Below are 23,068 nucleotides of genomic sequence, written 5' to 3' on the forward strand. Positions count from 1 at the left end.
AGGGATCCCGTCAGGCGCCGGGCTCCTCGTCCTCCTCCTCTTCCGATTCGGTGAGGACGGGGGAGCCGTGGTGGGACCAGATCCGCCATCCCTCCGATGTGCGCCGGAACACATTCGTGGCGACGACCAGCTGGCCCACGAGCGGGCCGAGCTCGGCCCCGTCCTCGGCCGGCCCGCCGCTGAGGATGTTCTCGGTGCAGGTGACGACGGCCACGTCGCCGGCGAGGGAGACCTTCACGTCGGTGAGGAAGAACTGGATGTACTCGGTGTTCGCCATGATCAGGGCGTACGACCGGAGGACCTCGCCGCGGCCGGAGAGCACCGGCCAGCCGGGGTGGACGCAGGAGATCGGGGTCGCGCCGTCGTCGAGCCAGAGGTCGGAGACCTCCTCGAAGTCGCCGCGCTCCATCGCCTCGTAGAAGGCGGTGTTGGCGGCCTCGACCGCCTCGGTGTCGGTCTGGGGGGTCACGCGGCTCCCTCGACGGCTCGGGCGACCCGTACGGCGTCGGCGGTGGCTCTGACCTCGTGGACGCGGACGGCCCAGGCGCCTTCGTGGGCGGCGATGGCGGAGACGGCGGCGGTGGCCGCGTCGCGTTCGCGGGCGGGCGGCGGGGCGGCGCCCTCGCGGGCCAGGACGTGGCCGAGGAAGCGTTTGCGGGAGGCGGCCACGAGCAGCGGCCTGCCGAGCTCGCGCAGGTCGGCGAGGTGGGCGACGAGGGCCAGGTCGTGCGGGGCGTGCTTGGCGAAGCCGAGGCCGGGGTCGATGACGATGCGCTCGGGTGCGACGCCGCCCTCGACGACGGCCTCCATACGGCGGCGCAGTTCGGTGACGACCTCGCCGACGACGTCGTCGTAGACGGCGAGGCTGTTCATGTCCTGGCTGAAGCCACGCCAGTGCATGACGACGAAGGGGACCTCGGCGGCGGCGACGGCGGGGACCATCTCGGGGTCGGCGAGGCCGCCGCTGACGTCGTTCACCAGGCTGGCGCCCGCGGCCACGGCCGCGTGGGCGACGGAGGCGCGCATGGTGTCGACGGAGACGGTGACGCCCTCGGCGGCGAGGCCGCGGACGACGGGGACGACCCGGCGCAGCTCCTCGGCCTCGTCGACGCGGCTGGCGCCGGGCCGGGTCGACTCGCCGCCGACGTCGACGAGGTCGGCGCCCTCGGCGACCAGGTCGAGTCCGTGCTTGACCGCGGCCGTGGTGTCGAACCAGCGGCCGCCGTCGGAGAAGGAGTCCGGCGTCACGTTGACGACGCCCATGACCGCACAGCGGTCCCACTCCGGCAGGCCCCAGGCCGTGCCCCGTCCGCTCAACGTACTCATATGCCCAGCCTAGGGGGTGGCTTGCCGATCCTGCCGGGCCCGGAGGGCGTCAGGCTGCGCGGTCAGGCGGCGCGGACCTCGTGGTTGTCACCGGTGCGGCCGATGTGGGCGCAGTCGCGGGCGGCAGCCGTGCTGCGGCGGCGGGCGAAGGGGCGAGGCAGCTCGAGGTTCACGAAGCCCTCGGCCTGCATGGCGGCGAAGCCGATGCGGGGCAGGTCGCGGCTCTTGCGGTAGACGACGAAGCGGGGTTCCCAGCGGGGCCGGAACTTGGCGTTGAACTTGTAGAGCGACTCGATCTGGAACCAGCGGGAGAGGAAGACGAGCAGTCCGCGCCAGAGTCGCAGGACGGGGCCGGCGCCGATCTTCTCGCCGCGGGCGAGGGCCGCGCGGAACATGGCGAAGTTGAGGGAGACGCGCTCGATGCCGAGCCGGGGGGACTCCTGGAGGGCGGCGACGATGAGCAGCTCGTTCATGCCGGGGTCGGCGGAGCGGTCGCGGCGCATCAGTTCCAGGGACATGCCGTCCATGCCCCAGGGCACGAAGTGGATGATCGCCTTCAGGTCGCCGTACGGCGAGTCGGGATCGTCCTTGTGGGCGGTCGCTATGACCGCTTCCCCGTCGCCGGGGTCGCCGATCCGGCCCAGGGCCATCGAGAAGCCGCGTTCGGTGTCGGTGCCGCGCCAGTCGGCGGCGGCCCGCCGGACGCGTTCGAGCTCACCGTCGGAGAGGTCGCGGACGCGCCGGACCTTGGTGGTGTAACCGTTGCGTTCGATCCGCTTCACCATCTGGCGCACGTTGCGCATCGCGCGCCCGGAGAGGGAGAAATCCGCGACGTCCACCACCGCCTCGTCGCCGAGTTCGAGGGCGTCGAGGCCGGTCTCGCGGGTCCAGACCTCGCCGCCGGTCTCGGAGCAGCCCATGACGGCGGGGGTCCAGGAGTGGGCCTTGGCCTCGTCCATGAAGCGTTCGATGGCGCCGGGCCACGCCTCGACGTCGCCGATGGGGTCGCCGCTGGCGAGCATGACGCCGGAGACGACGCGGTAGCAGACGGCGGCCTTGCCGCTGGGGGAGAAGACGACGCCCTTGTCGCGGCGGAGTGCGAAGTGGCCGAGGGAGTCGCGGCCACCGTGCTTGTCGAGCAGGGCGCGCAGTCGGGTCTCGTCGTCCTCGGTGAGCCGGGCGGCCGGGTGTTCGGGGCGGAAGGCCAGGTAGATGGTGGTGAGGGCGGTGAGCATGCCGAGGGCGCCGAGGGAGTAGCCCACGGTCCAGTCGACGTTGCCGGTGTAGCCGACGGGGCCTTCGAAGCCGAAGAGGCCGTAGAGGACGTGCTCGAGTCGGTCGGTGAGGCTGGGGTTGCCGATGACGCGTCGGGGGTGGGCGCTGACGACGACGAGGCCGAGGGCGATGGATCCGGCGCCCATGACGACGAAGTTGGCGAGCGCCTTCCAGCGGCTGCGGGGGTCGGGCAGGGCGGCGAACTCGCCGCGGTGGCGCAGCAGCAGGGCGAGGAGGGCCAGGGAGAGCAGGGCGCCGAGGACGGAGTGGCGCCAGACGAACTGGGCGGCGGCGCCGAGCGGCAGCAGGATGACGGCGGCACGCCAGGCGCGGCGCTTGTGGCGCTTGAGGCCGTGGGCGAGGAGCAGCAGCAGGACTCCGGCGCTGAGGGAGAGGGCGGCGGAGAGGGGGCCCAGCGTTCCGGGCAGGACTTCGGCGACCGCGTGCATGCGGCTGGCGCGGAAGCGGGGGAAGACGCCCGCCGCGATGTCGATCAGGCCGATGAGCGTGCAGGCCGTGCCGACGAGGGAGGGGACCTTCTCGGGGCGAGGACCGCGCAGAATCCGGCGTACCCGATCCGGAACCGATCGTGATTTGTCCCCATCTACCGTGACAGACATCGCTTCCCGTACTTCCCGTGATCCGCGAGAGATTGGTGGTCCGGCGGCCACGCGGTGGTCAGGGGCGGGCCGGGCCGGAGGTTTTGCTCCCTCTAGGACGGCTCCGCGGGGAAGCGGGTTCACTCGCTCACACGAAATTCTCAAGGAAGAAAGCTCGGACGACTCATGGGTCTCACCAGCAACAATGTCCTGGGCCTTGCCGTCACGCTGGCCGTGGTGCTGTTCGCCGCCACGATCTGGCTCTGGCCGCGGCTCGCCCGCGGTGGCTGGCGGGCGATTGTGGGCCGGATCGGGCTGCTGCTCGCGACGCAGCTCGCGCTGTTCGCCTCGGTGGGGCTCGCGGCGAACAACTCGTTCCTCTTCTACGGTTCCTGGGCCGACCTCTTCGGCCAGGAGCAGGACCTCGGGGTGGTCGTGGACCACTCGGCGGGTTCGAAGGACATCAAGGTCGTCGGTACGCAGGCGCTGGACGTGCCCGGCGGCGGCCGTCCCTCGGTCGGCGGACAGATCCAGAAGATCGTCGTCGCCGGCGAGAAGTCGAAGATCGACTCCCCGGCGTACGTCTATCTGCCGCCGGAGTACTTCCAGGAGAAGTACGCGAAGAGCACCTTCCCGGCCTCGGTGGTCCTGACCGGCTACCCGGGGACGGCGGAGAACCTGCTCAAGGGGCTGAAGTACCCCAAGACGGCCTTCCTGCAGGCCAAGGCGGGGAAGATGCGGCCGATGATCCTGGTGATGCTGCGCCCGACGGTGGCGCCGCCCCGGGACACCGAGTGCGTGAACGTCCCCGGCGGCCCGCAGACGGAGACCTTCTTCGCGGAGGACCTGCCGAAGGCGGTCTCGGAGACGTACCGGGTGGGGACGAAGGCGCGGAACTGGGGGTTCATGGGGAACTCGACCGGGGGTTACTGCGCGCTGAAGATCGCCCTGCACCACCCGGACCGGTTCGCGGCGGGGGCGGGCTTCTCGGCGTACTACAAGGCGGCGGAGGACGTGACCACCGGTGACCTCTTCCACGGGGACGGCGCCGCGCGCAAGCGGGCGGACCTGCTGTGGAGCCTGGACCACGCGCCGCAGGGCGCGTCGTCCTTCCTGGTGACGACGTCGAAGAAGGGCGAGGGGAACCTCAAGGGGACCCTCGACTTCATCAAGAAGGTGAAGGCCCCGGCGCGGGTCTCCTCGATCACCCTCGACAGCGGCGGTCACAACTTCAACACCTGGAACCGGGAGATCCCGCCGGGCCTGGTGTGGATGAGCGGGCGGCTCAGCGCCGGCTGAGGGTTTCGGCGGGGGCGTCGTCCGACTTCCCGGAGATGGCGCGCGACTCTCCGGAACCGGCATCCGGCCCGCCGGCCGGGGTCGCCCGGCGCAGTGCCCGGTGGACGCCGTCCGGGGTGAGGACGCCGACGCAGCGGCCGCCTGCGGCGGGGTCGATGACGGGGAGCCAGCCGGCGTCGCCCCGCATGAGCGCGGCCAGCGCCTCCCGGAGGGAGGCGCCGAGCGCGACGGGTTCCGGGGCGGGCCGGGTGCGGCCGGGTTCGTCCGCCGAGAACCAGCCCTCGACGCGGCCGTCGGCGTCCAGGACGACCGACCAGGACCTCTCGGCGGGGGCACCGGGACGGTGGACGGGGACCTCCTCCAGGGCGGTGGGGTCCACCGGGGTGACGGAGAGCCGCTTGAGGCTGCGGTCCGCGCCGACGAAGTCGGCGACGTACGCGGTGGCGGGGGCGCCGAGCACGGTGGCCGGCGTGTCGAACTGCTCGATCCTGCCCTGTCCGTAGACGGCGATGCGGTCGCCGAGGCGGACGGCCTCCTCCAGGTCGTGGGTGACGAGCAGGACGGTCTTGCGGACCTGCGACTGCAGGCGCAGGAACTCGTTCTGCAGATGCTCGCGGACGACCGGGTCGACGGCGCCGAAGGGCTCGTCCATCAGCAGGACGGGCGGGTCCGCGGCCAGGGCGCGGGCCACGCCGACGCGCTGGCGCTGTCCGCCGGAGAGCTGCTCGGGGTAGCGGCCGCCGTACGTCTTCGGGTCGAGGCCCACCAGGTCGAGCAGTTCGGCGGCGCGGGCGCGGGACTCGGCGCGGGAGGCGCCGAGCAGGTGGGGGACGGTCGCGGTGTTGTCGAGGACCGTCCTGTGCGGGAAGAGGCCGACCTGCTGGATGACGTAGCCGATCCGGCGGCGCAACCGGACCGGGTCGACGGTGGATACGTCCTCCCCGTCGAGGAACACGCGGCCCTCGGTCGGTTCGACGAGCCGGTTCACCATCTTCATCGTGGTCGTCTTGCCGCAGCCGGACGGGCCGACGAGCGTGACCAGTTCACCCTCGGCGACCTCGAAGGAGAGGTCGTCGACGGCGGTGGTGCCGTCCGCGTACCGCTTGGTCACATGCTCGAACCGGATCATGGGTCCCATTCTGGCTCCTGGCGACGGGGCGCGTGTGAAAGGCGTGTTGCCGCATCGTGGCGGTCCTCGGTGATTGTCGGTGGCGGGGGTTAGGGTCGCCACACATACGTTCGGAAGTACGGGCGCCCCGGGAGGAGGGCACATGAGCGCGGCGAACTGCCTGGTGACGAACGACTGGATCTGTGGTGAGTATCTGCGTACCCGTAGCGAGGAGTTGACCGACGCGACGGTCCAGCACGTCGGGATCACCGTCGTCTCGGTGCTGATCGGGCTCGCCGTCGCCTTCCCGCTGGCGCTGCTGGTACGGGCCCGGCCGAGGCTCGCAGGACCGGTGCTCGGGCTGACGACCCTGCTCTACACGATCCCGTCGCTGGCCATGTTCTCGCTGCTGCTGCCGTTCTTCGGCCTCTCGGCGGCGCTGGTGGTCACCGGCCTCGTGCTGTACTCGCTCACGATTCTGGTGCGGAACATCCTGGCCGGCCTGGACGCGGTGCCGGCCGAGGCGCGGGAGGCCGCGCGCGGGATGGGATACGGCCCGGCCCGGCTGCTGTGGGAGGTCGAACTCCCCTTGGCCCTGCCCGCCCTGATGGCCGGGATACGGATGGCGACGGTCTCCACCGTCGCCCTGACGACGGTCGGATCGATCATCGGACGCGGCGGCCTCGGGAACCTGATCGAGGACGCGCTGCCGACCTTCTTCAAGGCGCAGGTGCTTGCCGCCTCGGTGCTGTGCGTGCTCCTGGCGGTCGTCGCGGACTTGCTTCTCCTCGGTGTGCAGCGGCTGCTCACGCCGTGGACCCGCATACGGACCGGGCCGGGAGGCGGGTGACATGGGGATCGTGACGGACGCCTGGAGCTGGCTGACCACCGGCGCCAACTGGGAGGGTGACGGCGGGATCGGGAGCCGGCTCGCCGAGCACGTCTACGTGAGCGGGGCCGCGCTTCTCCTCGCCTGCGCCGTCGCGCTGCCGCTGGGGCTGTGGCTCGGACATCTCGGCAAGGGCGGCGCGACCGCCGTCAACCTCTCCAACGCGGGACGGGCGGTCCCCGTCTTCGCGGTCCTGGCGCTGTTCATGGTGTCGCCGCTGCGCAACGCCGGCTACGTCCCGACGGTGATCGCGCTGGTGCTCTTCGCGGTGCCGCCGCTGCTCACCAACGCGTACGTGGGGATGCGCGAGGTGGACCGGGCGGTGGTGGAGGCCGCGCGGGGGATGGGAATGTCGGGCGGCCAGGTCTTCCGGAGGGTCGAGCTGCCGCTCGCCCGCCCGCTCGTCATGACCGGACTGCGCTCGGCCGCCGTCCAGGTGGTCGCCACCGCGACGATCGCCGCGATGGTCGGGCAGGGCGGCCTCGGCCGGATCATCACCGCCGGGTTCAACACGTACAACACCCCGCAGGTGGTCGCGGGAGCGCTGCTCGTCGCGCTGCTGGCCCTCACGGTGGAGGCCGTGCTGGTGGGGGCCGACCGGTTGCTCGGCCGGCGCGCGGGAAACGGCTGAACGACCGGCTGAACGACCGACGGAACGACCGATCGACCGAACGACTGGGATGGGTGATCTCGTGAGCAGGATCTCGCGTATCGCGGGTGCGGTACTGGGCATGGCGGCGCTGACCGTGTCCCTCGCCGCGTGCGGCGGCGACAGCCTGGAGGAGGGCAGGGCGGGCGGCACGTCGGGTCCCGGGAAGGGTTCGTTGGTCGTGGGCGCGGCGGCGTTCACGGAGTCCAAGGTGCTCGCGGAGCTCTACGCACAGGTGCTGAACGACGCCGGATACTCCGCGACCGTCACCACGGTGAAGAACCGCGAGTTGTACGAACCCTCGCTGGAGAAGGGCGAGATCGACGTCGTACCGGAATACGCGGCGACCATCGCGGAATTCCTCAATGCCAAGGTGAACGGTCCGAAGGCGCCCGAGGAGAAGCCGGTCGCCTCCGGTGACGCCGCCGCCACGGTGGAGGCGTTGAAGAAGCTCGCCGAGCCACGCGGACTGAAGGTGCTCGCGGTCGGCGAGGCCGTCGACCAGAACGCCTTCGCGGTGTCGAAGGAATTCGCCGAGAAGAACAAGCTGAAGACGCTTTCCGATCTCGGTCGCGCCAAGCTGAAGGTGAAGATCGCGGCCGGGGACGAATGCGAGATACGGCCGTTCTGCGCCCCGGGCCTGAAGGAGACCTACGGCATCGACGTGACCGGGATCGACCCCAAGGGCGTCGGGACGCCGCAGTCCAAGCAGGCGGTCAAGGACGGCGTGGACCAGCTGGTGCTGACCACCACGACGGACGCGACCGTCGAGAGCTTCGGACTCGTCTTCCTCGACGACGACAAGAAGCTGCAGAACGCCGACAATGTGCTGCCGGTCGTCAATGCGAAGGACGCCGGAGCACCGGAGATCGCCGCCGCTCTCGACAAGATCACAAAGGTGCTGACGACGGCCGATCTCGCCGAACTGAACCGCAAGGTGGACGCCGAGCGGGCGAAGCCGGCGGACGTCGCGAAGGCCTATCTGGAGTCGAAGGGGCTGGTCAAGAAGTAGCCTCCGGGTAAGGGGAGTCGGTTCGGTCCGGCGGCGTCTCGGCCCCGTCGGCGAGAAGTGGCCAAGAGATTGCCGGGCCGACACCCCATAGGGCGCCTACGCACGGTAAATTTCAGGCCATGCCACGTGGACGCCACCGCCATTCCCCACCCCTGCACAAGCTTCTGCCGCCCTCGGCGGTCGCCGGAGCTTCGCTCGTCTGTGCCGCGGGCGCCTGGCTGCTCGCCGATCCCGTGGTGCTGCGGCTGCTCGTGGCCGCGGCCGCGGCGGCCGCCGTCACCGGTGGCGTCATCATGCGCAGTTGGGACCGGAGCGCCGGGCGGCAGGTCGCCGAGCTGACCCGCGCGCGGACCGCGGACCAGTGGAAGACCGAGGAGCGGACAGCCGAGCTCGAGGCCGACCTCGAGGAGTCCCGGGAGCTGCGGGCCAAGCTCGACGCGAAGCTGCGCGCCAAGCGGGTCGAACTCGCCGGGCTGCGCGGCGAGCACGCCGAGCTGCTGCGCCGGTACGCCACCGCCGAGACCGAGCGGGCCAGCGCCCTGGAGGGCCGCCGACAGCTCGCCCTGGAGACGACCTCGCCGACCAGGGCACTGCCCGCCGCCGGATCGTCGCCCACCCCCGACGCCTACCGCCGGGCGGCCGACGCCCTGCGCGACCTCGCGCGCAACGCCGCGGCCCAGGAGGCGCGCCGCACCGCCGAGGCCGCCCGCAGCCGCGATCTCGCCGAGCGCGCCCGGGAGACGGAGGAGCCGCAGGGGAAGCACGCGGCGGCCGCCGGTGCCGAGCAGCACGCTCGTCCGTCGACCGCCGCGGTACCCGCCCTCTCCAAGGCGCCCGTCGTGCCCGCGATCAGGGCCGTCCCGGCCGCGTCGGCGATCGTCCCGTACGCCGCTCGCCGCCCGGCGCCCCGCCCGGAGGGAGGCTTCGACTTCTTCGGTACGCAGAAGGCGGCGGCCGCGATCGAGGCGGTGCAGGGCGTGGACCTCGCGGACGTGGTGGGCGAGGAGGTCCTGGCGACGGTCGGCACCGGTCGCGCCCCCGAGCAGCGGGCGATCGGCCAGGTCATCGACCTGACCGCGCACGACGAGACGGAGCAGCTCGACGTGGCCGAGCTGCGCGGAGCGGTCAGCTCGTGACGCCGAGAAGCGTCGTCCTCTCCGCCGGTGAGACGGCCGCGCTGAGGGACGAGCTGATCGCCCTGTGCGCGCAGGCCTTCTGCGGTGCGCCCTGGCACGAACCGCCGCGCGGGGCGCTGCGGACCGTGGAGCGGCTGCTGGTCCGGGCGGCCGGGCAGCCGGGCTTCAGCTGCGTCGCCGCGTTCGACCCGGACGGCGCGCTCGCCGGCCTGGCGGCCGGCTGGCTCGACAGCGCCCTCTCCGGCGGGGACGAGACCTTCGAACTCGCCGAACTCGTCGTCGCCCCCGCCCACCAGGGCCGCGGCCTCGGTCGCACCCTGCACGACGCTCTGCTGGCCACGGCGCCCGTGCCACGGCTGCTGATGACGCTCGACACCTCCGAGCTGCGCGACCGCTACGAGCGCTGGGGCTGGGACGTCGTGGAGCGGCGGCGTCCGGAGAAGGACCCCAGGGACTTCGTCGTGATGCGCCACGCGTGAGGCGAGGCAGACCGGGCGCGGAAGCGTCGCCGGTGAGAAGCCCTCGCCCCGCGCCTACTTGTCGATGTCGCCGACGACGAAGAAGAGCGAGCCCAGGATCGCCACCATGTCGGCGACGAGCGTGCCGGGCAGCAGCTCGGTCAGGGCCTGGATGTTGTTGAACGACGCCGAGCGGAGCTTGAGGCGGTACGGCGTCTTCTCGCCCTTGGACACCAGGTAGTAGCCGTTGATGCCGAGCGGGTTCTCGGTCCAGGCGTAGGTGTGCCCCTCCGGGGCCTTGAGCACCTTCGGCAGTCGCTGGTTGATGGGCCCCGGCGGCAGCTCCCCCAGCCGGTCGAGGCAGGCGTCGGCCAGCTCCAGCGAGTTGTGAGTCTGCTCCAGGAGGCACTCGAAGCGGGCGAGGCAGTCGCCCTCCTCGCGGGTGACGACCCTCAGCGTGTCCCGCAGCTCCCCGTAGGCCAGGTACGGCTCGTCACGGCGCAGGTCGAAGTCGACGCCCGAGGCCCGGGCGATGGGCCCGCTCACCCCGTACGCGTGCACCGCCCGGGGGCTCAGGACGCCGACGCCCCGGGTACGGCCCCGGAAGATCTCGTTGCCGAGGACGAGCTTGTCGTACACGTCCATCCGCGACCGCACGTCGGCGACGGCCTCCCGCGCCCGGCCCACCCACCCCGCCGGCAGGTCCTCCTTGAGGCCGCCGACGCGGTTGAACATGTAGTGCATCCGGCCGCCGGAGACCTCCTCCATCACGGCCTGGAGCTCCTCGCGTTCCCGGAAGGCGTGGAAGACCGGGGTGATACCGCCCAGTTCGAGCGGGTACGACCCGAGGAACATGAGGTGGTTGAGCACCCGGTTCAGCTCGGCGAGCAGGGTCCGGGTCCAGACGGCGCGCTCGGGGACCTCCATGCCGAGCATCCGCTCGACGGCCATGACGACACCGAGCTCGTTGGAGAAGGCCGACAACCAGTCGTGGCGGTTGGCGAGCATGATGATCTGCCGGTAGTCGCGTGCCTCGAAGAGCTTCTCGGCGCCGCGGTGCATGTAGCCGATGACCGGCTCGGCGTGCTGGATCACCTCGCCGTCCAGCACCAGCCGGAGGCGGAGCACACCGTGGGTCGAGGGGTGCTGCGGCCCGATGTTCAGCACCATGTCGGTGCTCTCCGCCGCCCCGCCGATTCCGACCGTCGTCTCCGTCATGGGGCACAGTATCCCTCGCCCGCCGGACCGCCCGTCCGTTGCCCGGCGGACCGGCGAACACACCCCTGGGCCGTGTCCGTAACGTCCCGCCTGGCCAGCGACGCCTGGCACGCACGCTCGCCGCGTTGTCGGGATCACCCGAGTACGCCCGGTACGAGGGCGACCCTCCGCCTTCTCGATCGCACGCACCGGACGCCGCGGGCCCTGCCCTGCGGGCAGACGGCGCTACGTTCCGGACACCACCTAGCCCACCGGCCGTGTCAGCCACAGGAAGTCGCCGAGCCCGCCCCGGGCCGTCAGCTCCGCCGCCTCACCGGCCGAGGCGAGCGCCCGCACATAGGCGGCCGGGTCGCTCGACGCCAGCGACAGCGGCGGCCGCTCCCCGCTGACCCCCAGCCGCCTCAGCGCCTCCCGCTGGGTGACCAGCTCGCTCCCGGGGCCTCCCACCGAGGCGACCGCGTCCATCGCCACATGCGCGGTCAGGTCGCAGGAACCGTCGGGCACCGGTTCCACCTCGCGCCCCGACCGGAACCCGGTCAACGTCCCGAAGGGCGGCCTGGACCCCCGTACATGCCCGTAGTCCACCGCCACCGCGAGACCGGCCTCCAGAGCCGCCACCGCGTCCGACCAGGCCTCGTCCCGGGCCCGGCCGATCTCCGCCCGCTCGCCGGGCTCCCCCAGCGGCCACCACCGCTCCAGCCACTCCGCGTCCGGGCCCCTGACCACCTCGCCGAGCCGCTCCGCGCCCACCCCGGCCCGGGTCCCGGACTCCGACCCCGCCTCCGAGCCGTGCTCCGTTTGGACCTCGACGTACCGGACGGCCCCCGCCTCGTCCACCTGCGCGACGTCCACCGGCACGTTGTCCAGCCATTCGTTCGCGAAGAGCAGCCCGCGCACCCCGCGCGGCACCCGGTCCGTCCACACCACGCGCGGATCGAGCCCTTCCGGCCGGGCCGCGCGCTCCACACCGTACGGCCGTACGGAAAGCCCGTCGGGTACGGCGGCCAGGACGCCCGTCAACAGCTCGCCGCGCCCCGCACCCACGTCGACCAGCGCGACCTCGTCCGTGCCGAGGCCGTCCGCCACCTCCGTCAACAGCTTCGCGACGGCCGCCGCGAACAGGGGAGAGGCGTGCACCGAGGTCCGGAAGTGTCCGGCGGGGCCCTCGGGGCTCAGGTAGAAACCACCCGGTCCGTACAGCGCCCTCTCGGCGGCCTCGCGCCACCGCTGCCACCCGCCGTAGTCCCGCCACTGACACGTCTCATCCGTCACGGACCCCAGTCTCCACCTTGCGGAGTACGGGCTTCCCGCGAAGGATCGGCCGCACGGTTGACCCCTGCACCTATCCGGCTTCCCTACGCTTGGTGACGTGCAGCGCCTCTACGACTTCCTCCGCAGACACCCGACGGGCGTCGACACCTTCTGGGCCGTCGTCCTCCTCGGGTTCTCGCTGCTGTGGGTGGGTACGACCTACCCGCCGGTCGCCCCCCCCGTCGCGTACGGCGTGGTCGCCGCGCTGTTCTCCCTCGTCGTCGCGTTGCGCCGCCGCGCGCCCCAGCGGATGCTGCTGCTCGCGGTCGCGCTGGGCCTGGCCCAGCTCGCCTTCGGACTGATGCCGTTCTTCGCGGACTTCGCGATCCTGGTGATCATCTACACCGTCGCCGTGCACGACGGGCCGCGCTGGGCCTCGCGGCTCGCGCTCGTCGGCGGGCTGAGCGCCGCCACCCTCTCCATGCTCCGATGGCCCGCCGAAGAGCCTGGCTCCGCGCTCGCGCACGTCTTCTTCACGGTGATCATGACCGTGCCGTTCGCCCTCGCGTGGGTGCTCGGCGACTCCCTGCGGACCCGCCGCGCCTACTTCGCCCAGCTGGAGGAGCGCGCCGCCCGCCTGGAGCAGGAACGCGAGGCGCAGGCCAAGGTCGCCGTCGCCGCCGAGCGGGCCCGGATCGCCCGCGAACTGCACGACGTCGTCGCCCACAACGTCTCCGTGATGGTGGTCCAGGCCGACGGCGCCGCCTACGTCCTGGACTCCTCGCCGGAGACGGCCAAGCAGGCCCTGGAGACCATCTCGACCACCGGCCGCCAGGCGCTCGCCGAGATGCGCCGACTGCTCGGCATCCTGCGCACCGGCGAGCACCAGGAGGCGGGGGAGTACGTCCCGCAGCCAGACGTCCAGCAGATCGAGGACCTCGTCGAGCAGGTCAGGAACGCCGGTCTGACCGTCGACTTCCGGGTCGAGGGGACGCCGAGGCCGCTGCCGAGCGGCGTCGAGCTCACCGCGTACCGGATCGTCCAGGAAGCCCTCACCAACTCCCGCAAGCACGGCGGTCCCGAGGTCGGCGCCAGCGTCCGCCTGGTCTACTTCGACGACGGACTCGGCCTGCTCGTCGAGGACGACGGCCGGGGCGCCACCCAGGAGATGTACGAGGACGGGGGCGCCGACGGCCGGGGACACGGCCTGATCGGCATGCGCGAGCGGGTCGGCATGGTCGGCGGCACCCTGGACGCGGGGCCGCGTCCCGGGGGCGGCTTCCGCATCAGCGCCCTGCTCCCCCTGAAGCCCGCTCACTGACGATCCGAAGGAACCACATGTCCATCCGCGTGATGCTCGTCGACGACCAGGTGCTGCTGCGCACCGGCTTCCGCATGGTGCTCGCCGCCCAGCCGGACATGGAGGTCGTGGCGGAGGCGGGCGACGGCGTGGAGGCGCTGGAAGTGCTGCGGTCCACGGCCGTGGACGTGGTGCTGATGGACGTACGGATGCCCAAGCTCGACGGGGTCGAGGCGACCCGGCGGATCTGCTCGCAGCCCGACGCCCCCAAGGTGCTGATCCTGACCACCTTCGACCTCGACGAGTACGCCTTCTCGGGGCTGAAGGCGGGAGCGAGCGGCTTCATGCTGAAGGACGTCCCGCCGGGCGAGCTGCTCGGCGCGATCCGGTCCGTGCACAGCGGGGACGCGGTCGTGGCGCCGTCCACGACGCGCCGGCTGCTCGACCGCTTCTCGCCGATGCTGCCGTCCTCGGGGAAGGACCCCAGGGCCGCCCACAGCGGGCTCGACCGGCTCACCGACCGGGAGCGCGAGGTGATGCTCCTCGTCGCGCAGGGCCTGTCGAACGGCGAGATCGCGGCGCGGCTGGTGCTGTCCGAGGCCACCGTGAAGACGCATGTCGGCCGCATCCTGACCAAGCTGGAGCTGCGCGACCGGGTGCAGGTGGTGGTGCTGGCGTACGAGACGGGCCTGGTGCGGGCGGGCGGCGGCGCGTTCTGAGCGGCGGAACCGTGCGGACATGAGGTGACCGTGCGGAGACCGCCTGGGCCGGGTCCGTGAAGTCCCGCCTGGCCCGCGGCGCCTGGCACGCACGTTCGCCGCGTTGTCGGGATCACCCGAGTACGCCCCGTACGAGGGCGGCCCTCCGCCTCGCGATCGCACGCACCGGACGCCGCGGGCCCTGCCCTGCGGGCAGACGGCGCTACGTTCCGGACACGACCTAGCGGAGCACGCTCTCCAGGAAGTCGCTGCCGAGGCGGGCCACGACGGCGACGTCGAGCTGGTGCAGGACGTACCGGCCGCGGCGCCGGGTGGTGAGCAGCCCCGCCCTCCGCAGGACGGCGAGGTGCCGCGAGACCTCGGGCGCCGTGATGCCGTACGCGTCGGCCAGCTCGCTCGTGGTGTAGGAGGCGCGGGCGAGATTACGGCACATCCGCATCCGCATCGGGTGGGCGACGGCCTCCAGGCGGAGCTTGACGGTCTCCACGGGGGCGGTGCCGGCGAGCTCGCGCCCCGAGACGGGGTACTGGACCACCGGTTGCCAGCCGGGCGCGTACAGGGCGATCAGGTGCGGCCGGCCGAACGCGGTCGGCAGGAACGTCAGCCCGGATCCCTGGGCGGTGGTGGTGCGGCCCTGGACCAGCTTGTCGACCACGATCCGGGACCCGTGCTCGTCCTCCTCCAGGCTCATGGCGGGCGAGGCGGCGACGACGGCATCGGCCAGACCCTTGCGGCGCAGCAGCTCCGTCTTGTGGCGGGCGTCGGCGGCGAGCTGGATCCGCACGCGGCGCCAGGTGTCGGAGAAGAACGCCTCGTCGCAGTCCTCCAGGAGGCGGCGGACCCACGCGCGCGTGCCGGTCGGATCGGCGAGCATCCGCTCCACGAAGGCGGCCTGGCGGGGGCCTCGGGCGGCGGCCAGGTCGAGGGCGCGTCGCCGCATCCGGGCGTCGACGAGGGGGGACGGCGCGCCGTAGGTGTAGTGGCTGGCGCAGGAGATCTCCAAGGCCGAGCCCACGTACCGCTCGTCGTCCATCCGGTCGAGGTCGTCCAGCTCCTCGGCGAGGGTCTCGCGGGGCCGGGCGGGCAGCAGGATGTCGGAGCGGGTGGACCGCCACATGAAGTCGGCCTCGTGGAGCCGGTCGGCGAGCTCGGGCTCGAGGGCGGCGGCGGTCGTCGTGGCCCACGCGTGGAGGCCGGGGTGATGGGCGGGCTCGGAGAGCGCGTGGAGCGCGGCGCCGAGCTCGGCCAGCGGCGAGGGGCAGAAGACGATCCGCTCGTGCGGGAGTCCGGTGATGTCGATGGTCACGCTCACGCCCCCTATGGTGCGGGTGGGAGCGGGGGTGGTGTCGCGTCGTTTGACGCGGCCCGTCAACCGATTCCTCGGCCGAGCCGTCGATCGCCCCGTCGATCGAGGCCCCTCGATCAGCCGCGATGATCCCGCGAGGAGGGCGTCGGCCGTGCTGCCGCGCCGTTTGACGGGGTGCGTCAAACGACGCGACCGGCCTCATCCTCCGGCGCATCGTGAGGGCATGAACGCGATGCACCAGCACCTCTTCGACGCCTACCGTGCCGCGCAGCACGGTGAGCCGACGCCGCCGCCGCCCGGCACCCACGACGTCGCGACCCTCCGCGCGGTCCGCGACCACCGGCGCTTCCGCCGCGTTCTCGCGGGCCGCCCCGCGCGGGGCGGCCTCCTCGCGGCCCTCACGCGCCGGCTCGGCCAGGGGCCCAGCTGACCTGCGTCCCGGCGGTGTCAGTCCAGCCGGGCCAGGAAGGCCCTCACCGCGGCCCGGACGTCGTCCGCCGTCCAGGAGAGCCCCGGTTCGGTCACCGTCACCTCCGTCACCGCCACGCCGGGCGGCCCGCCCGCGCCCGGGCCGGACCAGCGGCGGAAGAGGACCGTGCCCGTCTCCTCCGTCAGGGCCAGCGACGCCGCGGTCAGGACGTCCGGGGCGTACGGGAGCCAGACCTGGAACTGGTGCGTGTGCGGCGGCTCCGGGTGGATCCGGAACCAGGCCGTGCCCGCCTCCTCGAACCCCGCCCGGAGCCCTTCGGCGACCACGCGCGCGTGCGCCACGTACGAGGGCAGCCGGGGCAGTTCGCGCGTGAGGCCCCGGAGCGCCGAGACCGCCGCCGGATACTGCTGGAAGACCAGCCCCCCGTACCGGTGCCGCCACACCCGCGCCTCCTCCATCACGTCCGCCGGGCCGGCCAGCGCAGCCCCCGAGAGCCCGCCCAGGGACTTGTAGAAGGACACGTACACACTGTCCGCGAGCGCCGCGATCTCCCGCAGGTCGCGCCCGAAGTGGGGGGCGCACTCCCACAGTCGCGCGCCGTCGACGTGCACCACCGCGTCACGTTCGCGCGCCGCCTCCACCACCTCCACGAGCGCCTCCCAGGAAGGCAGCACGAAACCCGCGTCCCGCAGCGGCAACTCCAGCATCAGCGTCCCGAACGGCTCGGGGTGGTCTCGTACCTCCTCGGCAGTCGGCAGCCGCGGCTCGTCCGTCGGACGGACCGTCCGCAACCCGCTCACCACCGACAGAGCGCCCCCCTCGTGGACCTCCGGGTGGGCGAGCGGATGCAGCGCCACCACCGGGCTGCCGGTCCGCCCCGCCCAGCAGCGCAGCGCCACCTGCTGGGCCATCGTCCCGGTCGGGAAGAACACCGCGGCCGGCAGGCCGAGCGCGTCGGCGACCCGCCGCTCCACCTCCTCCACCGGGCCGTCGCCGTACGCGTCGAGCGGGCCTCCGTCGTCCCCCACCCGCTCGGCCCAGGCAACCAGTTCCCGCAGGCGCTGCCCGACCGTCCCGTCGATCGACGCGTGCCACAGCTTCCGCTCCGCCCCGCCCCACACCCTCGCCCGGTGCCGCCGGGCCGCCTCGTCATCCATGGCCCGATCATCACACCGGCGCCCACACCCTGTGGACAGCCACGGAGACGCGCGAAACGCTGGCGTAGCATGACCAGAAATCGTCCGGTACCCCCCGCGGACTGGAACGGAAGGCCGTTGCCGCGTGAACGCATCAGCAGAACCCCGAGCGGAAGACCGACCCGCGCGGCTCACCGTCGGAGTCGTCGGAGCGGGCCGGGTGGGCCCCGCGCTCGCCGCCGCACTGCAGCTCGCGGGGCATCGCCCCATCGCCGTCTCCGCGGTCTCCGACGCCTCCGTACGCCGGGCGGCGACCCTCCTCCCCGACGTGCCGATCGTGCCGCCCGGGCAGGTCGTCGCCGCGGCCGACCTCGTGCTGCTCACGGTCCCCGACGACGCCCTGCCGGGCCTGGTGGAGGGGCTCGCCGAGACCGGGGCCGTGCGGCCGGGCCAGCTGCTCGTGCACACCTCCGGGCGGTACGGCGTGAACGTCCTGGACCCCGCCCGCCGCGCCGGCGCGCTGCCGCTCGCCCTGCACCCGGCCATGACCTTCACCGGCACCTCCGTCGACGTCCAGCGCCTGGCCGGCTGCTCCTTCGGGGTCACCGCGCCCGTGGAGCTGCGGCTCGCCGCGGAGGCCCTGGTCATCGAGATGGGCGGCGAACCGGAGTGGATCGAGGAGGAGAACCGCCCGTTGTACCACGCGGCCCTCGCCCTCGGCGCGAACCACCTGGTCACTCTGGTCGCCCAGTCCATGGAACTGCTCCGTACGGCCGGGGTCGCCGCCCCCGACCGGATGCTCGGCCCGCTCCTGGGCGCCGCCCTGGACAACGCCCTGCGCTCCGGGGACGCTGCCCTCACGGGCCCTGTCGCACGTGGTGACGCCGGTACGGTCGCCGCGCACGTCGCCGAGCTGCGCAAGCACGCGCCCGGCACCGTCGCCGGCTATCTGGCGATGGCCCGCACGACCGCCGACCGGGCGCTCGCGCACGGCCTGCTCAAGCCCGAGCTGGCCCAGGACCTGCTGGGCGTGCTCGCCGAGGGGGAGTCCCGATGAGCTCCACGCCGTCCGTGTCGTCCCCGGCACCCGCGTCGTCCCGGGCGTTCACCCTGGTCCGAACGGCGGACGAACTCCACGCCCTGGCGTCCCGCCACGCTGTGACCGGGAACCGCCCCACGAGCGGCGAGAACCGCCCGGCGAGCGAGAACCGCCCCGCCGGCCTCCCCGCCCGCGCTTCCCGTACCGCCGTCGTCATGACCATGGGCGCTCTCCACGAGGGGCACGCCACGCTGGTCCGTACGGCCCGCGAGCATGTCGGTCCCGACGGCCTCGTCGTCGTCACCGTCTTCGTCAACCCGCTCCAGTTCGGCGCCGGCGAGGACCTCGACCGCTACCCCCGCACCCTCGACGCCGACCTGGAGACCGCCGAGGCGGCCGGGGCAGACACCGTCTTCGCCCCCGCCGTCGACGAGGTCTACCCCGGCGGAGAGCCGCAGGTCCGGATCACCGCCGGACCCATGGGTGAGCGCCTGGAAGGCGCCTCCCGGCCGGGGCACTTCGACGGCATGCTCACCGTCGTCGCCAAGCTGCTCCACCTCACCCGCCCCGACCTGGCCCTCTTCGGTCAGAAGGACGCGCAGCAGCTGGCACTGATCCGCCGGATGGCCCGCGACCTGAACTTCCCGGTCGAGATCGTCGGCGTCCCCACCGTCCGCGAGCCCGACGGCCTGGCCCTCTCCAGCCGCAACCGCTACCTCTCCGGCGGCGAGCGCCGCACCGCCCTGGCCCTCTCCGGCGCCCTGTTCGCCGCGGCCGACCGGCTTGCCGCCCAGCAGGCGCTGAGCGCGCGTGCCGCCTCGCTGCCCGGCTCCGAGTCCCGGGCCGAGGCGCTCTCCCGGCTCGGCGAGGCGCGGGCCGCGGCCGACGCGCACGCCGTCGCCCAGGCGAGCGAGGGCGGCGGCGCCGACGCCGTACGGGCCGCGGCCCGCGCCGTGCTCGACGAGGCGGCGAAGACCGAGCCGCCGCTCGCCCTCGACTACCTGGCCCTGGTCGACCCGGCCGACTTCACCGAGGTCGCCGACGACCACGACGGCGAGGCGATCCTCGCCGTCGCCGCGCGCGTCGGCACCACCCGGCTGATCGACAACATCCCGCTGACCTTCGGAGCCACCAAGTGACCGGAATACGGCTGCACGCGCCCGCGCCGGGCTGGGCCATCGACGCCGACGTCGTCGTGGTCGGCTCCGGCGTCGCCGGCCTGACCGCGGCCCTGCGCTGCACGGCCGCGGGACTGCGCACGGTCGTCGTCACCAAGGCCCGCCTGGACGACGGTTCCACCCGCTGGGCCCAGGGCGGCATCGCCGCAGCGCTCGGCGAGGGCGACACCCCCGAGCAGCATCTGGACGACACGCTCGTGGCCGGCGCCGGCCTGTGCGACGAGGAGGCCGTCCGCCTCCTGGTGACCGAGGGGCCCGACGCCGTCCGCCGGCTGATCGCCACCGGCGCCGACTTCGACAAGACGGACGCGGGCGAGATCGCCCTGACCCGCGAGGGCGGCCACCACCGCCGCCGGATCGCCCACGCCGGCGGCGACGCCACCGGCGCCGAGATCTCCCGCGCGCTCGTCGAGGCGATACGGGACCGGGCGGTCGCCACCATCGAGCACGCGCTCGTCCTCGACCTGCTCACGGACGCCGAGGGCCGCACCGCCGGCGTCACCCTGCACGTCATGGGAGAGGGCCAGCACGACGGCGTCGGCGCCGTCCACGCCCCCGCCGTGGTCCTGGCCACCGGCGGCATGGGCCAGGTCTTCTCCGCCACCACCAACCCGGCCGTCTCCACCGGAGACGGCGTCGCGCTCGCCCTGCGCGCCGGAGCCGAGGTCTCCGACCTCGAATTCGTCCAGTTCCACCCCACCGTGCTCTTCCTCGGCGCCGACTCCGAGGGCCAGCAGCCGCTGGTCTCCGAAGCGGTACGGGGCGAGGGCGCCCACCTCGTCGACGCAGACGGGGTCCGCTTCATGCTCGGGCAGCACGAGCTGGCCGAGCTGGCCCCCCGCGACATCGTCGCCAAGGGGATCATGCGCCGGATGCGCGAGCGGGGCACCGAGCACGTGTACCTCGACGCCCGGCACTTCGGCGCCGAGATGTGGGAGCACCGGTTCCCCACCATCCTGGCCGCCTGCCGGGCCCACGGCATCGACCCGGTCACGGAGCCGATCCCGGTCGCCCCCGCGGCCCACTACGCCTCCGGCGGCGTCCGCACCGACCTGCGCGGCCGGACCACCGTCCCGGGCCTCTACGCCTGCGGCGAGGTGGCCTGCACGGGCGTCCACGGTGCCAACCGGCTCGCCTCGAACTCCCTGCTGGAGGGCCTGGTCTTCGCCGAGCGCATCGCCGACGACATCGCGGCCCACGCCGCGCACGCGGCTCACGCGCCGCACGTGGCCCCCGGGGCGGGCGGCCCCGCGACCCGTGTCTCGCAGCCGGTCCCCGTTCCCCACCCGGCCCCCGTGGTCGTCCCGCTGCTCGACCCCGCCGCCCGCACCCGTATCCAGCGGGTCATGACCACCGGCGCCGGCGTGCTCAGGTCCGAGGCCAGCCTGCGCGAGGCGAGCGCGGCGCTCGACGCCCTGCACATCGGGGCCGTCCCCGACGGCACCGCCGACCAGAAGTCCGCCGAGCCCGGCACGGAGGCCTGGGAGACCACCAACCTCCTCGCCGTCGCGCGCTTCCTGGTCGCCGCCGCCTCCCGCCGTGAGGAGACCCGCGGCTGCCACTGGCGCGAGGACCGCCCCGAGCGCGACGACACGGCCTGGCGCCGCCATCTCGTCGTGCGCCTCACCCCGGAGCGGACCCTCGACGTCCGGCTCACCGACAGCCAAAACTTTCCCCCCACCGCCGCCGACGCCCCCAGGGAGCCGTAACCGTGAGCACGCCGAGCACGCCCGAAGAAGAACGCCCGCAGCCCGTGGACGTACCCCTGATCCAGATCAGCGCGCCCGGTACGGCCGCCGAGAACGCCGGCGGCTGCGGTGAAGGCTGCGGCTGCGCCGAGGGCGACGAGGTGTACGAGTGCGGCCTCGACCCCGCCCTCGCCCAGCTGCTCGCCGACGCCGGGCTCGACCCCGTCCAGGTCGAGGACATCGCCCACCTGGCCATCGAGGAGGACCTCGACGGCGGCGTGGACGTGACGACCGTGGCGACCGTCCCCGAGGACGCGATCGCCACCGCCGACTTCACCGCGCGCGAGGCCGGCGTCGTGGCCGGCCTGCGGGTCGCCGAGGCGGTCCTGTCCATCGTCTGCACCGAGACCTTCGAGGTCGAGCGGCACGTCGAGGACGGCGAGCGCGTCGAGGCCGGCCAGAAGCTGCTCTCGGTCACCACCCGCACCCGCGACCTGCTCACCGGCGAGCGCAGCGCGCTCAACATCCTGTGCCGCCTCTCCGGCATCGCCACCGCAACGCGCGCGTGGGCGGACGCCCTGGAGGGCACCAAGGCCCGCGTGCGGGACACCCGCAAGACCACACCCGGCCTGCGCGCCCTGGAGAAGTACGCGGTGCGCTGCGGCGGCGGCGTCAACCACCGCATGTCGCTGTCGGACGCCGCGCTCGTCAAGGACAACCACGTGGTCGCGGCCGGTGGCGTGGCGCAGGCCTTCAAGGCCGTGCGCGAGATGTTCCCCGACGTGCCGATCGAGGTCGAGGTCGACACCCTGCACCAGGTCCGCGAGGTCCTGGACGCGGGCGCCGACCTGATCCTGCTCGACAACTTCACCCCCGCGGAGACCGAGGAGGCCGTCGCCCTGGTCGCGGGCCGCGCGGTCCTGGAGTCGTCCGGGCGCCTCACCCTGGCGAACGCGGCGGCCTACGCGGCGACCGGCGTGGACTACCTCGCGGTGGGCGGGCTCACGCACTCGTCCCCGATCCTGGACATCGGCCTCGACCTCCGCGACGCCCCCGAGGCGGCCGTCTGATGCTGCTCACCATCGACGTCGGCAACACGCACACCGTCCTCGGCCTCTTCGACGGTGACGAGATCGTCGAGCACTGGCGCATCTCCACGGACCCGCGGCGCACGGCCGACGAGATGGCGGTCCTGCTCCAGGGCCTGATGGGCATGCACCCGCTCCTCGGCGTCGAGCTGAGCGACGGCATCGAGGGCATCGCGATCTGCGCGACCGTCCCCTCGGTCCTGCACGAGCTGCGCGAGGTGACCCGGCGGTACTACGGCGACGTGCCCGCCGTCCTGGTCGAACCGGGCGTCAAGACGGGCGTCCCGATCCTCACGGACAACCCCAAGGAGGTCGGCGCGGACCGCATCGTCAACGCGGTCGCGGCGGTCGAGCTCTACGGCGGCCCGGCGATCGTGGTCGACTTCGGCACGGCGACGACCTACGACGCGATCACCGCGCGCGGCGAGTACGCGGGCGGAGCCATCGCGCCGGGCATCGAGATCTCGGTCGAGGCGCTGGGCGTCAAGGGCGCGATGCTCCGCAAGATCGAGCTGGCCCGCCCGCGCAGCGTGATCGGCAAGAACACGGTCGAGGCGATGCAGTCGGGCATCGTCTACGGGTACGCGGGTCAGGTCGACGGCGTCGTGGCGCGGATGAAGCGCGAACTCGTCGGCCCGCAGGGCGACCCGTCGGACGTGACGGTGATCGCGACCGGCGGCCTGGCGCCGATGGTGCTCAGCGACGCCAAGGAGATCGACGAGCACGAGCCCTGGCTGACCCTGATCGGGCTGCGCCTGGTGTACGAGCGCAACGTGTCGCGGATGTGACCGGCGGGGCCCCCGGCCCCGCCCCTGCCGCGCGGCCCCCGCTCCTGCCGTGAGGAATCCCGGCCTCCGTGGGCCCCCGCTCCTGCCGTGAGGAACCCCGGTCTGCCACGCCCCTGGCCTCGCCTTCGCCACTCGGCGCGGGGCAACGCGCCGGGATGATCGGTAAACGAAATTTG

The 23,068-nt window shown here is 73.1% G+C and carries 22 protein-coding genes; 14 read left to right on the top strand and 8 right to left on the bottom strand.

Features of this window, described 5'->3' with window-relative positions; genetic code table 11:
* Positions 1–10: 10 nt before the first annotated feature.
* The 3 genes from IE136_RS06125 to IE136_RS06135 form a co-directional block, all read right to left on the bottom strand.
* Positions 11–469 carry a nuclear transport factor 2 family protein gene (locus tag IE136_RS06125; protein WP_189599719.1) on the bottom strand — a complete coding sequence of 153 codons (459 nt, stop codon included), beginning with the start codon at positions 467–469 and terminating at the stop codon, positions 11–13.
* Positions 466–1,326, bottom strand: a complete 861-nt coding sequence (gene folP / locus IE136_RS06130) for a dihydropteroate synthase (RefSeq protein ID WP_158988271.1) — start codon at positions 1,324–1,326, stop codon at positions 466–468. The genes IE136_RS06125 and folP overlap by 4 nt, the downstream gene beginning before the upstream one ends.
* A 62-nt stretch (positions 1,327–1,388) precedes the next feature.
* Positions 1,389–3,221, bottom strand: a complete 1,833-nt coding sequence (locus IE136_RS06135) for a phosphatidylglycerol lysyltransferase domain-containing protein (protein WP_189599720.1) — start codon at positions 3,219–3,221, stop codon at positions 1,389–1,391.
* Between the two features lie 165 nt (positions 3,222–3,386).
* On the opposite strand from IE136_RS06135, the gene IE136_RS06140 reads away from it, so the two are divergent.
* Positions 3,387–4,499 (top strand): alpha/beta hydrolase, encoded by a 1,113-nt coding sequence (locus IE136_RS06140; RefSeq protein WP_158988269.1) that lies wholly within the window; start codon positions 3,387–3,389, stop codon positions 4,497–4,499.
* Here IE136_RS06140 and IE136_RS06145 read toward each other — a convergent pair.
* Complete coding sequence (locus IE136_RS06145; protein WP_189599721.1) at positions 4,486–5,628, bottom strand: ABC transporter ATP-binding protein; 1,143 nt, start codon at positions 5,626–5,628, stop codon at positions 4,486–4,488. The genes IE136_RS06140 and IE136_RS06145 overlap by 14 nt on opposite strands.
* Before the next feature lie 142 nt (positions 5,629–5,770).
* Here IE136_RS06145 and IE136_RS06150 point away from each other — a divergent pair, with 142 nt between their 5' ends.
* From IE136_RS06150 to IE136_RS06170, 5 genes are all read left to right on the top strand, one after another.
* A complete protein-coding gene (locus IE136_RS06150; RefSeq protein ID WP_158988267.1) occupies positions 5,771–6,457 on the top strand; it encodes an ABC transporter permease in 687 nt (228 codons plus the stop codon).
* Between the two features lies 1 nt (position 6,458).
* A complete protein-coding gene (locus IE136_RS06155) occupies positions 6,459–7,127 on the top strand; it encodes an ABC transporter permease (protein WP_158988266.1) in 669 nt (222 codons plus the stop codon).
* A gap of 49 nt (positions 7,128–7,176) precedes the next feature.
* A complete protein-coding gene (locus IE136_RS06160; RefSeq protein WP_189599722.1) occupies positions 7,177–8,157 on the top strand; it encodes an ABC transporter substrate-binding protein in 981 nt (326 codons plus the stop codon).
* A 119-nt stretch (positions 8,158–8,276) separates the two neighbouring features.
* The gene (locus IE136_RS06165) at positions 8,277–9,293 is read left to right on the top strand and encodes a hypothetical protein (protein ID WP_189599723.1); all 1,017 of its coding nucleotides are present in this window, start codon (positions 8,277–8,279) and stop codon (positions 9,291–9,293) included.
* Complete coding sequence (locus IE136_RS06170; protein ID WP_158988264.1) at positions 9,290–9,772, top strand: GNAT family N-acetyltransferase; 483 nt, start codon at positions 9,290–9,292, stop codon at positions 9,770–9,772. Before IE136_RS06165 ends, IE136_RS06170 begins: the two co-directional genes overlap by 4 nt.
* A gap of 54 nt (positions 9,773–9,826) precedes the next feature.
* On the opposite strand, the gene IE136_RS06175 is transcribed toward IE136_RS06170, so the two are convergent.
* Positions 9,827–10,969: an NADH-quinone oxidoreductase subunit D gene (locus tag IE136_RS06175; protein ID WP_189599724.1), complete on the bottom strand. Its 1,143-nt coding sequence runs from the start codon at positions 10,967–10,969 to the stop codon at positions 9,827–9,829.
* Between the two features lie 243 nt (positions 10,970–11,212).
* Positions 11,213–12,241 (bottom strand): SAM-dependent methyltransferase, encoded by a 1,029-nt coding sequence (locus tag IE136_RS06180; protein WP_189599725.1) that lies wholly within the window; start codon positions 12,239–12,241, stop codon positions 11,213–11,215.
* Positions 12,242–12,338: 97 nt separating this feature from the next.
* Here IE136_RS06180 and IE136_RS06185 point away from each other — a divergent pair, with 97 nt between their 5' ends.
* Positions 12,339–13,541 carry a sensor histidine kinase gene (locus IE136_RS06185; RefSeq protein ID WP_189599726.1) on the top strand — a complete coding sequence of 401 codons (1,203 nt, stop codon included), beginning with the start codon at positions 12,339–12,341 and terminating at the stop codon, positions 13,539–13,541.
* Between the two features lie 17 nt (positions 13,542–13,558).
* Positions 13,559–14,239 carry a response regulator transcription factor gene (locus tag IE136_RS06190; protein ID WP_158988262.1) on the top strand — a complete coding sequence of 227 codons (681 nt, stop codon included), beginning with the start codon at positions 13,559–13,561 and terminating at the stop codon, positions 14,237–14,239.
* A gap of 220 nt (positions 14,240–14,459) precedes the next feature.
* Here the strand turns inward: IE136_RS06190 and IE136_RS06195 are convergent, their stop codons facing one another.
* Positions 14,460–15,551 (bottom strand): DUF5937 family protein, encoded by a 1,092-nt coding sequence (locus tag IE136_RS06195; protein ID WP_158988261.1) that lies wholly within the window; start codon positions 15,549–15,551, stop codon positions 14,460–14,462.
* Positions 15,552–15,768: 217 nt separating this feature from the next.
* Here IE136_RS06195 and IE136_RS06200 point away from each other — a divergent pair, with 217 nt between their 5' ends.
* Positions 15,769–15,975 (top strand): hypothetical protein, encoded by a 207-nt coding sequence (locus IE136_RS06200; protein WP_158988260.1) that lies wholly within the window; start codon positions 15,769–15,771, stop codon positions 15,973–15,975.
* 17 nt (positions 15,976–15,992) lie between these two features.
* Here IE136_RS06200 and IE136_RS06205 read toward each other — a convergent pair whose 3' ends face one another.
* Entirely contained in the window at positions 15,993–17,132 is a 1,140-nt protein-coding gene (locus IE136_RS06205; protein WP_189599727.1) for a threonine aldolase family protein, read from the bottom strand.
* Between the two features lie 124 nt (positions 17,133–17,256).
* Between IE136_RS06205 and IE136_RS06210 the strand changes: the two genes are divergently transcribed.
* The 5 genes from IE136_RS06210 to IE136_RS06230 are packed head-to-tail and all read left to right on the top strand — an operon-like array spanning position 17,257 to position 22,892.
* Positions 17,257–18,168, top strand: a complete 912-nt coding sequence (locus IE136_RS06210) for a Rossmann-like and DUF2520 domain-containing protein (RefSeq protein WP_158988259.1) — start codon at positions 17,257–17,259, stop codon at positions 18,166–18,168.
* Entirely contained in the window at positions 18,165–19,289 is a 1,125-nt protein-coding gene (gene panC / locus IE136_RS06215) for a pantoate--beta-alanine ligase (protein WP_189599728.1), read from the top strand. Before IE136_RS06210 ends, panC begins: the two co-directional genes overlap by 4 nt.
* Positions 19,286–21,037: an L-aspartate oxidase gene (locus IE136_RS06220; protein WP_189599729.1), complete on the top strand. Its 1,752-nt coding sequence runs from the start codon at positions 19,286–19,288 to the stop codon at positions 21,035–21,037. The genes panC and IE136_RS06220 overlap by 4 nt, the downstream gene beginning before the upstream one ends.
* 2 nt (positions 21,038–21,039) lie before the next feature.
* Complete coding sequence (nadC, locus tag IE136_RS06225; protein ID WP_189599730.1) at positions 21,040–22,086, top strand: carboxylating nicotinate-nucleotide diphosphorylase; 1,047 nt, start codon at positions 21,040–21,042, stop codon at positions 22,084–22,086.
* Positions 22,086–22,892: a type III pantothenate kinase gene (locus IE136_RS06230; protein ID WP_158988255.1), complete on the top strand. Its 807-nt coding sequence runs from the start codon at positions 22,086–22,088 to the stop codon at positions 22,890–22,892. Before nadC ends, IE136_RS06230 begins: the two co-directional genes overlap by 1 nt.
* Positions 22,893–23,068: the final 176 nt, after the last annotated feature.

Source organism: Streptomyces lateritius (assembly GCF_014649715.1).
GTDB classification, from domain to species: domain Bacteria; phylum Actinomycetota; class Actinomycetes; order Streptomycetales; family Streptomycetaceae; genus Streptomyces; species Streptomyces lateritius.

Excerpts from the sequence above, each read along its gene's own strand:
- IE136_RS06165 (WP_189599723.1), top strand. The coding sequence starts at position 8,277 with ATGCCACGTGGACGCCACCGCCATTCCCCACCCCTGCACAAGCTTCTG.
- IE136_RS06205 (WP_189599727.1), bottom strand. The coding sequence starts at position 17,132 with ATGGATGACGAGGCGGCCCGGCGGCACCGGGCGAGGGTGTGGGGCGGG.
- IE136_RS06160 (WP_189599722.1), top strand. The coding sequence starts at position 7,177 with ATGGGTGATCTCGTGAGCAGGATCTCGCGTATCGCGGGTGCGGTACTG.
- IE136_RS06200 (WP_158988260.1), top strand. The coding sequence starts at position 15,769 with ATGAACGCGATGCACCAGCACCTCTTCGACGCCTACCGTGCCGCGCAG.
- IE136_RS06150 (WP_158988267.1), top strand. The coding sequence starts at position 5,771 with ATGAGCGCGGCGAACTGCCTGGTGACGAACGACTGGATCTGTGGTGAG.
- IE136_RS06175 (WP_189599724.1), bottom strand. The coding sequence starts at position 10,969 with ATGACGGAGACGACGGTCGGAATCGGCGGGGCGGCGGAGAGCACCGAC.
- IE136_RS06190 (WP_158988262.1), top strand. The coding sequence starts at position 13,559 with ATGTCCATCCGCGTGATGCTCGTCGACGACCAGGTGCTGCTGCGCACC.
- IE136_RS06145 (WP_189599721.1), bottom strand. The coding sequence starts at position 5,628 with ATGATCCGGTTCGAGCATGTGACCAAGCGGTACGCGGACGGCACCACC.
- folP (WP_158988271.1), bottom strand. The coding sequence starts at position 1,326 with ATGAGTACGTTGAGCGGACGGGGCACGGCCTGGGGCCTGCCGGAGTGG.
- IE136_RS06140 (WP_158988269.1), top strand. The coding sequence starts at position 3,387 with ATGGGTCTCACCAGCAACAATGTCCTGGGCCTTGCCGTCACGCTGGCC.
- IE136_RS06155 (WP_158988266.1), top strand. The coding sequence starts at position 6,459 with ATGGGGATCGTGACGGACGCCTGGAGCTGGCTGACCACCGGCGCCAAC.
- panC (WP_189599728.1), top strand. The coding sequence starts at position 18,165 with ATGAGCTCCACGCCGTCCGTGTCGTCCCCGGCACCCGCGTCGTCCCGG.
- IE136_RS06135 (WP_189599720.1), bottom strand. The coding sequence starts at position 3,221 with ATGTCTGTCACGGTAGATGGGGACAAATCACGATCGGTTCCGGATCGG.
- IE136_RS06230 (WP_158988255.1), top strand. The coding sequence starts at position 22,086 with ATGCTGCTCACCATCGACGTCGGCAACACGCACACCGTCCTCGGCCTC.